This window comes from Streptomyces sp. NPDC054770, from assembly GCF_053611985.1.
Map to the genome: position 1 here is coordinate 113,211 of NZ_JBSHBL010000027.1, position 9,917 is coordinate 123,127.

Consider the following 9,917-nt stretch of genomic DNA (forward strand, 5'->3'; position numbering starts at 1 on the left):
CACACCCTGTCACCGCGATGTCACTGTGCACGTAGCAGAAACGCAGCCGGGGACCAGAAGGTTCCCCCAATCCCGCACTTCTACACGGGTTCCGCCACCCTGAGTCAGCAACTCCCGGTGCACACGGAACGTTCCCGTAACGTTCACATCACACCTGACCGTTCCGGTCACTCCTCGCGCATCCACTGCTCCATCACCGCCAGAAGATGATCGGGGTCGACCGGCTTGGTGACGTAGTCCGAAGCGCCCGACTCGATGGCCTTCTCCCGGTCGCCCTTCATCGCCTTCGCGGTGAGCGCGATGATCGGCAGCCCGGCGAACTGCGGCATCCGACGGATCGCACTCGTCGTCGCATAGCCGTCCATCTCGGGCATCATGATGTCCATCAGGACGACCGCGACATCGTCGTGCTGCTCCAGGACCTCGATGCCCTCCCGGCCGTTCTCGGCGTACAGCACCGACAGACCGTGCTGCTCCAGGACGCTGGTGAGCGCGAAGACGTTGCGGATGTCGTCGTCGACGATCAGCACCTTCTCGCCGCCGAACCGCATGCCCCGGCGCGGCTGCACAGACGTCACCGCCTGCTCGGCCAGCACCGGCCACGGCTCGGCCACCGGAGCCCCCCGGCGCCGGCGCCGGAAGAGCGCGGCGGCGCCGTTCTGGGTCTCCTGGTACGACTTCACCTCGGCCGGCGTCTCGATCTCCACACCGGACAGCTCCAGGACGCGGTGCTGCGAGGCGACCAGGTCCCCGGCCTCCAGCTGGGGCACGGACTGCTGGTAGCCCTGCGGCGGCAGCTCACTGGGGTGCAGCGGCAGGTAGAGCGTGAACGTGGAGCCGCGGCCCGGCTCGCTCTGCGCGTGGATCTCACCGCCGAGCAGCTGCGCGATCTCCCGCGAGATCGACAGCCCGAGGCCCGTACCGCCGTACTTGCGGCTGGTCGTGCCGTCGGCCTGCTTGAACGCCTCGAAGATCACCCGCATCTTGCTGGCCGCGATACCGATGCCGGTGTCCGTCACCGAGAACGCGATCAGCGGCGCGTCCGGATCACTGAGCGAACCGGCCTCCAGGAGCTGCTCCCTGATCCCCACCGGCACAGCGCTGCCGGCCGGCCGGATCACCAGCTCCACCGAGCCGGAGTCGGTGAACTTCACCGCGTTGGACAGCAGGTTGCGCAGCACCTGCAGGAGCCGCTGTTCGTCGGTGTGCAGGGTGGCGGGCAGTTCCGGCGAGACCCGCACCGACAGGTCCAGGCCCTTCTCCGCGGTCAGCGGCCGGAAGGTGGCCTCCACGTAGTCCACCAGCTGGACGAGCGCGATACGCGTCGGGGAGACGTCCATCTTGCCCGCCTCGACCTTCGACAGGTCCAGGATGTCGTTGATCAGCTGGAGCAGGTCGGATCCCGCGCCGTGGATGGTCTCGGCGAACTCCACCTGCTTGGGCGAGAGGTTGCCCTCGGCGTTGTCGGCGAGCAGCTTGGCCAGGATCAGCAGCGAGTTGAGCGGAGTGCGCAGCTCGTGCGACATGTTGGCGAGGAACTCGCTCTTGTAGCGCATGGAGACCGCGAGTTGCTCGGCGCGTTCCTCCAGGACCTGCCGGGCCTCCTCGATCTCGGTGTTCTTCACCTCGATGTCCCGGTTCTGCTGGGCCAGCAGCTCGGCCTTCTCCTCCAGTTCGGCGTTGGACGCCTGGAGCGCCTTCTGCCGGTTCTCCAACTCGGCCGACCGCTCCTGGAGCTGCTCGGTCAACTCCTGGGACTGCTTCAGCAGTACCTCGGTCTTGGTGTTGACGGAGATGGTGTTGACGCTCGTCGCGATCATCTCGGCGATCTGGTTGAGGAAGTCCTTCTGGATCTGTGTGAACGGCGTGAAGGACGCCAGCTCGATGACCCCGAGCACCTTGCCCTCGAACAGCACCGGCAGCACGATCACCTGCGCCGGCGGGGCCTCGCCGAGCCCGGAGGAAATCTTCAGGTAGCCGGTCGGCGCCTTCTCCACCAGGATCGTGCGCTTCTCGTGGGCGGCCGTGCCGATCAGCGCCTCACCGGGCCGGAACGACGTCGGCATGGAGCCCATCGAGTAGCCGTACGACCCGAGCATGCGCAGTTCGTACGCCTCCTCGTCCTCGCCCTTCATGTCCTTGCCGTCGACCAGGGGCATCGCCAGGAAGAACGCGCCGTGCTGCGCGGTCACCACCGGCGTCAGCTCGCTCATGATCAGGGAGGCCACGTCCGCCAGGTCACGGCGGCCCTGCATCAGCGCGGAGATCCGGGCCAGGTTGCCCTTGAGCCAGTCCTGCTCCTGGTTGGCGACAGTCGTGTCGCGCAGGTTGGCGATCATCTTGTTGATGTAGTCCTGGAGTTCCTGGATCTCACCGGACGCGTCCACGTCGATCTTCAGGTTCAGGTCGCCGCGGGTCACCGCGGTCGCCACGCGCGCGATGGCACGCACCTGCCGGGTCAGGTTCCCGGCCATCTCGTTCACCGACTCGGTGAGGTCCCGCCAGGTGCCGTCGACGTCACGCACGCGTGCCTGCCCGCCCAGCGCACCCTCGGTGCCCACCTCGCGGGCGACCCGGGTGACCTCCTCGGCGAAACTCGACAGCTGGTCGACCATCGTGTTGATCGTCGTCTTGAGTTCGAGGATCTCACCGCGCGCGTCAATGTCGATCTTCTTGGTCAGATCGCCCTTGGCGATGGCCGTGGTGACCATCGCGATGTTGCGCACCTGGCCGGTCAGGTTGGACGCCATCTGGTTCACCGACTCGGTGAGGTCCTTCCACGTACCCGCCACACCCGGTACGTGCGCCTGACCGCCCAGGATCCCGTCCGTGCCCACCTCACGGGCCACCTTGGTGACCTGGTCGGCGAACGAACTCAGGGTCTTCACCATCGTGTTGATGGTGTCGGCGAGCTGCGCCACCTCACCGCTCGCCTCGATGGTGACCTGCCGGGTCAGGTCGCCGTTGGCGACCGCCGCCGAGACCTGGGAGATGTTCCGCACCTGCGTGGTCAGGTTGTTGGCCATCAGGTTCACGTTGTTGCTGAGGTCCTTCCAGATACCCGTGATACCCGGAACGTGCGCCTGACCGCCCAGGATGCCCTCGGTGCCCACCTCACGGGCCACCCGGGTCACCTGCTCGGCGAAACTCGACAGCTGGTCGACCATGGTGTTGACCGTCGTGACGAGCTCGAGGATCTCGCCCTTCGCGTCAACGGTGATCTTCTTCGACAGGTCGCCCTTGGCGACCGCGGTCGTGACCTCGGCGATGTTGCGCACCTGGATGGTCAGGTTGTTCGCCATGAAGTTCACGGACTGCGTGAGGTCCTTCCAGGTGCCCGCGACCCCCTGCACCTCGGCCTGGCCGCCGAGGATGCCCTCGGTGCCCACCTCGCGCGCCACGCGCGTGACCTCCTGGGCGAACGACGACAGCTGGTCGACCATCGTGTTCAGGGTGTTCTTCAGCTCCTGGATCTCACCGCGCGCGTCCACGGTGATCTTCTGGGAGAGGTCACCGCGGGCCACCGCGGTGGCGACCTGCGCGATGTTGCGCACCTGAGCCGTCAGGTTGCCGGCCATGCCGTTCACGGAATCCGTCAGGTCCCGCCACACACCGGCCACACCGGGCACCTGCGCCTGACCGCCCAGCCGCCCTTCCGTACCCACCTCACGGGCCACCTTGGTGACCTGCTCGGCGAAGGCGGACAGCTGGTCGACCATCGTGTTGATCGTGTTCTTCAGCTCGAGGATCTCGCCGCGCGCGTCGACGTCGATCTTCTGGGACAGGTCGCCCCGCGCCACCGCCGTCGTCACCTGGGCGATCTGCCGCACCTGCGAGGTCAGGTTGCCGGCCATGAAGTTGACGGAATCCGTGAGCTCCTTCCAGGTGCCCGAGACGCCGTCCACGCGCGCCTGACCGCCCAGGCGGCCCTCCGTGCCCACGTCCCTGGCCATCCGCGTCACCTGGTCGGCGAAGCTGGAGAGCTGGTCCACCATCGTGTTCACGGTGTTCTTCAGCTTCAGCATCTCGCCGGAGACGTCGACCGTGACCTTCTGCGACAGGTCGCCGTTGGCCACCGCCGTCGTCACCTGGGCGATGTTGCGCACCTGACCGGTGAGGTTGCGGAATGCCGTGTTGACGGAGTCCGTCAGGTCCTTCCAGGTGCCGGCGGCCCCGGGCACCTGCGCCTGACCGCCCAGCTCACCCTCGACACCGATCTCCCGGGCCACCCGGGTGACCTCGGCACCGAACGACGACAGTTGGTCGACCATGCCGTTGACGGTGTTCTTCAGCTCCAGCATCTCGCCGGCCACGTCGACCGTGACCTTCTGCGACAGGTCGCCGTTGGCCACCGCCGTCGTCACGGCGGCGATGTCCCGCACCTGGGTGGTCAGGTTCCGGAAGACCGTGTTGACCGAGTCCGTCAGGTCCTTCCAGGTACCCGCCGCGCCCGGCACGTTCGCCTGCCCGCCGAGCCGCCCCTCGCCGCCGACCTCGTTGGCCACGCGCGTGACCTCGTCCGCGAAGATCCGCAGCGTCTCGGTCATCTGGTTGATCGTCTCGGCGAGCTGCGCGACCTCACCGCGCGCCGGGACGGTCACCTTGCGGGACAGGTCACCGTTGGCGACCGCGGTGGTCACCTCGGAGATCCCACGCACCTGGGCGGTCAGGTTGCCGGCCATGGTGTTGACGGAGTCGGTGAGTTCCTTCCAGGTACCCGCCACCCCCGGCACATGCGCCTGGCCGCCCAGGATGCCGTCCGTGCCCACCTCACGGGCGACCCGGGTCACCTCGGAGGAGAACGCCGACAGCTGGTCCACCATCGTGTTGACGGTTTCCTTCAGCTCCAGCATCTCGCCGGCGACCTGAACCGTGACCTTCCGGGACAGATCACCCTTGGCAACCGCCGTCGTCACCAGCGCGATGTCCCGCACCTGCGCCGTCAACCGGTTCGCCATCGTGTTGACCGAGTCCGTCAGGTCCCGCCACGAACCGGACATACCGCGCACCCGGGCCTGACCGCCCAGCTTGCCCTCGGTGCCCACCTCACTGGCCACGCGCGTGACCTCGTCGGTGAACGTCGACAACTGGTCCACCAGGTTGTTGACGGTCCGGCCGACCTTCAGGAACTCACCGCGCAGCGGATGCCCGGCCCCGTCCGCCGACGGCGACCGCAACTCCATACGCGGCGACAGATCGCCCTCGGCCACCGCCGTCAGGACCCGGCCCACCTCGGAGACCGGCCGTACCAGGTCGTCGACAAGGGCGTTGGAGTTGTCGATGGCAGCCGCCCAGGAGCCTTCGCAGGCACCCGTCTCCAGCCGCTCCGTGAGTTTTCCCTCACGTCCGACGACACGCCGTACCCGAGACAACTCACCCGTGAGGTGGAGATTACGGTCGGCGACCTCGTTGAAGACCGCCGCGATCTCCGACATCACGCCGTCCCCGGACACCGTGAGCCGCTTGCGGAAGTTGCCGTCCCTCATCGACGTGAGAGCCACCAGCAGGCGGTTCAGGGAAGCCGTGTCCACCGTGGTGGTCCCGTCACCGCCCCGCTGCCTGCTCAGGGACGGTCCGCCTTTCGCGCGCGCCTTAGTGCCCCGCGCCGCTGCGCCAGACTCCACTGTGTCCCTCCCGCAGGGGTCGACCGTTACTGCTGTGCTCGGACACCGCCATACTCGGCGTACCGCTTACTTCGGCGTACCAGTTACTGCTGCGTATATCTGCCAGACGAGATCCGGCCACACCAGGGGCTGCTGCCCACCGAACACGGAACGCACTCGGGCCGACCGGACCTTCATCACAAGCTTGCCCAGTGTTTCACCCTGGCCGAACCAGGCCATAACAGTTCGGCAGCTTCGCACATCGTCCGCACACCCTGAGGGCGTAAACACTGGCGACCGGCATCCGCTCGGACGGCGAAGGTAAGTAACCTTGCATGCGGCTGTCCAGCCGCACCGGTCCGTCCGGCCTGGGCGGTGGCACGAGAACGAGCGGGCATTCGGAGGGGCGGCCGCAGACCATGACCACCGGAGTGATCCCCGGGGGACACAACCCGGAGCCACGGCCCACGGGCGAGCGCATGCCGCAGCAGCGGCACCAGCCGGCCGGCCAGGTAAGCCCGCATGTCGAGACCCGGTCGAGGAGTTCTGTGATCACCGCGCGCGCGGCCGCCAGCTTCGAGCCCGTCGGACGATCGGTCGCGACCGCCCGGGCCTTCGTCCGCGACACGCTCCAGGGCTGGGGCTTCGCCGACGTCGTCGACGACGCCGTGGTCCTCACCAGCGAACTGGTGACCAACGCGGTGGTGCACGCCGGCACCCACGCCGACGTGCTGTGCCTGCGCACCGACGACGGGGTGCGCATCGAGGTCTCCGACCGCTACCCCGAACGCGAGGTCCCGCTCCAGGGCTCCGCCGTCAACATGGGCAGCCCCGACCGCGAGGGCGGCCGCGGACTCCAGCTCTGCGCGGCCCTCGCCACCCGCTGGGGCGTCGAATACACGTCCACGTACAAGAATGTCTGGTTCCAGCTCGACCTGCCCGAGCGCCCGGTGGGCACCCGCGCCGCCGGACCGTCCCTCCCGGCCGACCTGCTGCCCCTCGCCGACGGCCGGGTCCGGGTCGCGGTCGTCCAGATCGACCGCAAGGGCTCCGTCTCCGCCTGGAACGAGGACGCCGAGGAAATCTTCGGCCACACCGCCACCGATGTCACCGGCAAGCCGCTCACCGACCTCGCCGCCTGGCCGCACACCCCCGGCACCGGCACCGGCATCGCCGAGGCCCTCCAACTCTCCCGCTGGGAGGGCAGCTACGGCATCCGCGGCGCCGACGGCCGCGTGACCCCCGTCTACGCCTCACACCTGAGGGTCCGTGACACCGGCGGCGAGCCCTCCACCGTCTGCCTGCTCGTACGCGACCACGAACGGGCCGTCCTCCAGACCCCGTTGCGCATCCCCGCCTCCGACGCCGGCGGCGCCTCCGACGGCCAGAGCAGCGACCCCTTCGAGGTGTTCATCGGCTCCCCGGCCCCGGACGACCTCGACGGCCTCCTCCAGCGCACGGTCGAACGGGCCCGCGACATGCTCGACGGCGACTCCGCGTTCCTGCTCCTCGCCACCGACGACGAGACCGAGTTGGAGGTCCGCGCCTCCACCGGCCTCCCGTCCGCCCGTCAGCGCTTCGCGCGCGTGCCCGTGGAAGCCGGCCCCGGCCGCTACGGCTCCGCCCGTATGCCGGCCGTGCACGACGATCTGGCGGCCGTTCCGGGCGCGGTCCCCCTCCTGGCCGGCACCGGCATGCGCTCGGTCGTCACGGTCCCGCTGAAGGTCGAGGGCCGCCTGACCGGTTCCCTGGGCGTCGCGGCCGAGGCACCGGGCAGATACTCCAACGAGGAGGCGCTGCGCCTCCAGTTCGCCGCGGACCGCATCGCCCTGGCCGTCGAGTCGGCCCGCCTGGGCGAGCTGGAGCGGCTGCGCCGCGGCTCGCTCAGCTTCCTCGTCGAGGCCTCCGACCTGCTCGCCGGCACCCTGGACCGCGACCAGACGCTCGCCCTGATGGCCCAGATGACGGTCCCGACCCTCGCCACCTGGTGCGCCGTCTACACCATCGCCGACCAGGCCTCCGACCCGTACCTGTCGTACGTCCTGCACGAGGACGAGGAACTCATCGACGGCATCAAGTCGTTGCTCTCCAAGGTGCCGCCGCCGGACCCGGTACCCACGCCTGGCGCCCGCGTCTGGACGGCCCCCGGGGAGCACGCCCACCAGGCCGCCCTGCGCAGCTCCATGCGCAGCCTCGGCCTGGCCGGCGGTCCCACCCGCCAGGTCTCCTCCGCCATCGGCCCCACCCTCGCCACCGCCTCCGCCGTGGGCGGCGAGACGGTGGTCCTCCCCCTGGTCGCCCGCAACCGCGTCATCGGCATGCTGACCCTCGGCAAGCCCACCGACGAGCACTTCCGCCAGGAGATCCTGGAACTGGCCGAGGACCTGTCCCGCCGGGCCGCCCTGGCCCTGGACAACGCCCGCCTGTACTCGGAGCGCACGGCCATCAGCCAGGCCCTCCAGCGCAGCCTCCTGCCGCCCGGCCTGCCGGCCATCGAAGGCGTCGAGGTCGAGGTCATCTACCGCGCGGCCGGCGAGGGCAACGAGGTCGGCGGCGACTTCTACGACGTCTTCCCGATCTCCGACGGCGCGTACGGCTTCGCCATCGGCGACGTCTGCGGTACGGGCCCCAACGCGGCCGCCGTCACCGGTCTCGCCCGGCACGCGCTGCGCCTGCTCGCCAGGGAGGGCCTGAGCGGCCCCGCGGTCCTGGAGCGCCTCAACTCGGCCATCCTGGACGAGGGCTCCCGCAGCCGCTTCCTGACCCTCCTGTACGGCGAGATGCACCCCCAGGAGGACGGCAGCGCGGTGCTGAAGGTGGTCTGCGCCGGCCACCCGCTCCCGCTGCGGCTGCGCCAGGACGGCACCGTGGAGGCCGCCGCCGAGCCGCAGCCCCTCCTCGGCGTCATCGAGGACCTGGAGCTGTACGAGCAGACGGTCACCCTCGATCCGGGCGATGTCCTCCTCTGTGTCACGGACGGCGTGACGGAGCGCCGGGAGGGCACCCGCATGCTCGGCGACGACGGCCTGGCAGACGTTCTGACGACCTGCACGGGCCTGACGGCGGGCGCGGTCGCGGCACGCATCATGCGCGCGGTGGAGCGTTTCGCTTCGGACGCACCGTCGGACGACATGGCCATCCTGGCGATGCGGGTCCCCGGCCTCCAGAAGGACTGAGGCGGGATCCGGAAAAGGGCATGAAAAAGGCCCCGCCCTTGACGGGCGGGGCCTTTTGACTGGAGCCCCCAAACGGAATCGAACCGTTGACCTTCTCCTTACCATGGAGACGCTCTACCGACTGAGCTATAGGGGCCTGTTGCCTTTTCGAGGTTTCCCCCGCGGCAACGGAATAGATCATACCCCGATCAGGCCCGAGTTCCCAAACTCGTTCAGAAGGCGGGCTGAAGCAGTCCGCCGAGGGCATTGCAGGCGGACACGATCCGCTGCATCTCCCGCTTCGTCAACGCGGCGTCCACCGGCAGCGCCAGCGTCTCGTCCGCCGCCACCTCCGTCTCCGGCAACGAGACACAGCGCCGGAATTCCGGCAGTCGGTGCACCGGCGTCTTCACCGGCACCCGGCAGTCGACTCCCTTGCCCCGCAGGGCCCGAGCGAAGGCGTCCCGGTCGGGCCGGCCGTTCCCGGGCACCCGCACGACGTACTGCTGGTAGGTGTGCCCGTCACCGCCGTCGGGCGTCCGCACACCCCGCAACTTCGCATCGAGGTAGGCGGCCCGCTGCCGCCGCTGCGCGATCTCGTCGTACGGGGCCTCGGACTCGCCCTGCTCCAGCACCAGCAGCCCGTGCCGTTGCCCGAGCGCACGCAACTGCCTGATGTCGGCCCACCGTCCAAACCGGTGCACGACAACCACCGCCGCGGAACGGGCGGTTACGGCCGCTTCCACCGCCGACACGTCGAGGCAGTAGGTCAGCGGATCTATGTCGGCGAACACCGGAAGCGCACCGGCCAGTGTCACGGCCTCGGCGACTTCGGCGTTCCCGAAGGCCGGCACGATGACCTCGTCGCCGACTCCGACGCCGGCGGCCCTGAGCATTGCAGCAGTACCCATGCTGGGATGCTCGGTGCGGAACGTGAACGACAAGTTACGCAAACCAAAAAAGAGTTGGACCCGGAACCGAAGTTCCAGATCCAACCCTTTCAAAATTTGTTCGGCGGTGTCCTACTCTCCCACAGGGTCCCCCCTGCAGTACCATCGGCGCTGTAAGGCTTAGCTTCCGGGTTCGGAATGTAACCGGGCGTTTCCCTCACGCTATGACCACCGAAACACTATGAAACTGTAGAACTCTGCCGCACCAC

Annotated in this window: 3 protein-coding genes, 1 tRNA gene and 1 rRNA gene; 1 reads left to right on the forward strand and 4 read right to left on the reverse strand. The window is 68.8% G+C overall.

The genetic code is table 11. From position 1 onward, the window contains the following. Positions 1-167: 167 nt before the first annotated feature. On the reverse strand, positions 168-5,624 hold the full coding sequence (locus ACWGKQ_RS23795) for a HAMP domain-containing protein (protein ID WP_453293953.1): 5,457 nt from the start codon (positions 5,622-5,624) through the stop codon (positions 168-170). 398 nt (positions 5,625-6,022) lie between these two features. On the opposite strand from ACWGKQ_RS23795, the gene ACWGKQ_RS23800 reads away from it, so the two are divergent. Further along, positions 6,023-8,779 (forward strand): SpoIIE family protein phosphatase, encoded by a 2,757-nt coding sequence (locus tag ACWGKQ_RS23800; protein ID WP_453293954.1) that lies wholly within the window; start codon positions 6,023-6,025, stop codon positions 8,777-8,779. A gap of 60 nt (positions 8,780-8,839) precedes the next feature. Here the strand turns inward: ACWGKQ_RS23800 and ACWGKQ_RS23805 are convergent. The 3 genes from ACWGKQ_RS23805 to rrf all read right to left on the reverse strand — a co-directional run bounded on the left by ACWGKQ_RS23805 (position 8,840) and on the right by rrf (position 9,884). Further along, a tRNA-Thr gene (locus ACWGKQ_RS23805) sits at positions 8,840-8,915 on the reverse strand. A 76-nt stretch (positions 8,916-8,991) separates the two neighbouring features. Further along, the gene (locus ACWGKQ_RS23810) at positions 8,992-9,654 is read right to left on the reverse strand and encodes a DegT/DnrJ/EryC1/StrS family aminotransferase (protein ID WP_453293958.1); all 663 of its coding nucleotides are present in this window, start codon (positions 9,652-9,654) and stop codon (positions 8,992-8,994) included. A gap of 113 nt (positions 9,655-9,767) precedes the next feature. After that, positions 9,768-9,884, reverse strand: a 5S ribosomal RNA gene (gene rrf, locus ACWGKQ_RS23815). Positions 9,885-9,917: the final 33 nt, after the last annotated feature.

What these genes read in the sequence shown, in the direction of transcription:
- ACWGKQ_RS23800 (WP_453293954.1), top strand. Translation starts at nt 6,023, where the DNA reads ATGACCACCGGAGTGATCCCCGGGGGACACAACCCGGAGCCACGGCCC.
- ACWGKQ_RS23810 (WP_453293958.1), bottom strand. Translation starts at nt 9,654, where the DNA reads ATGCTCAGGGCCGCCGGCGTCGGAGTCGGCGACGAGGTCATCGTGCCG.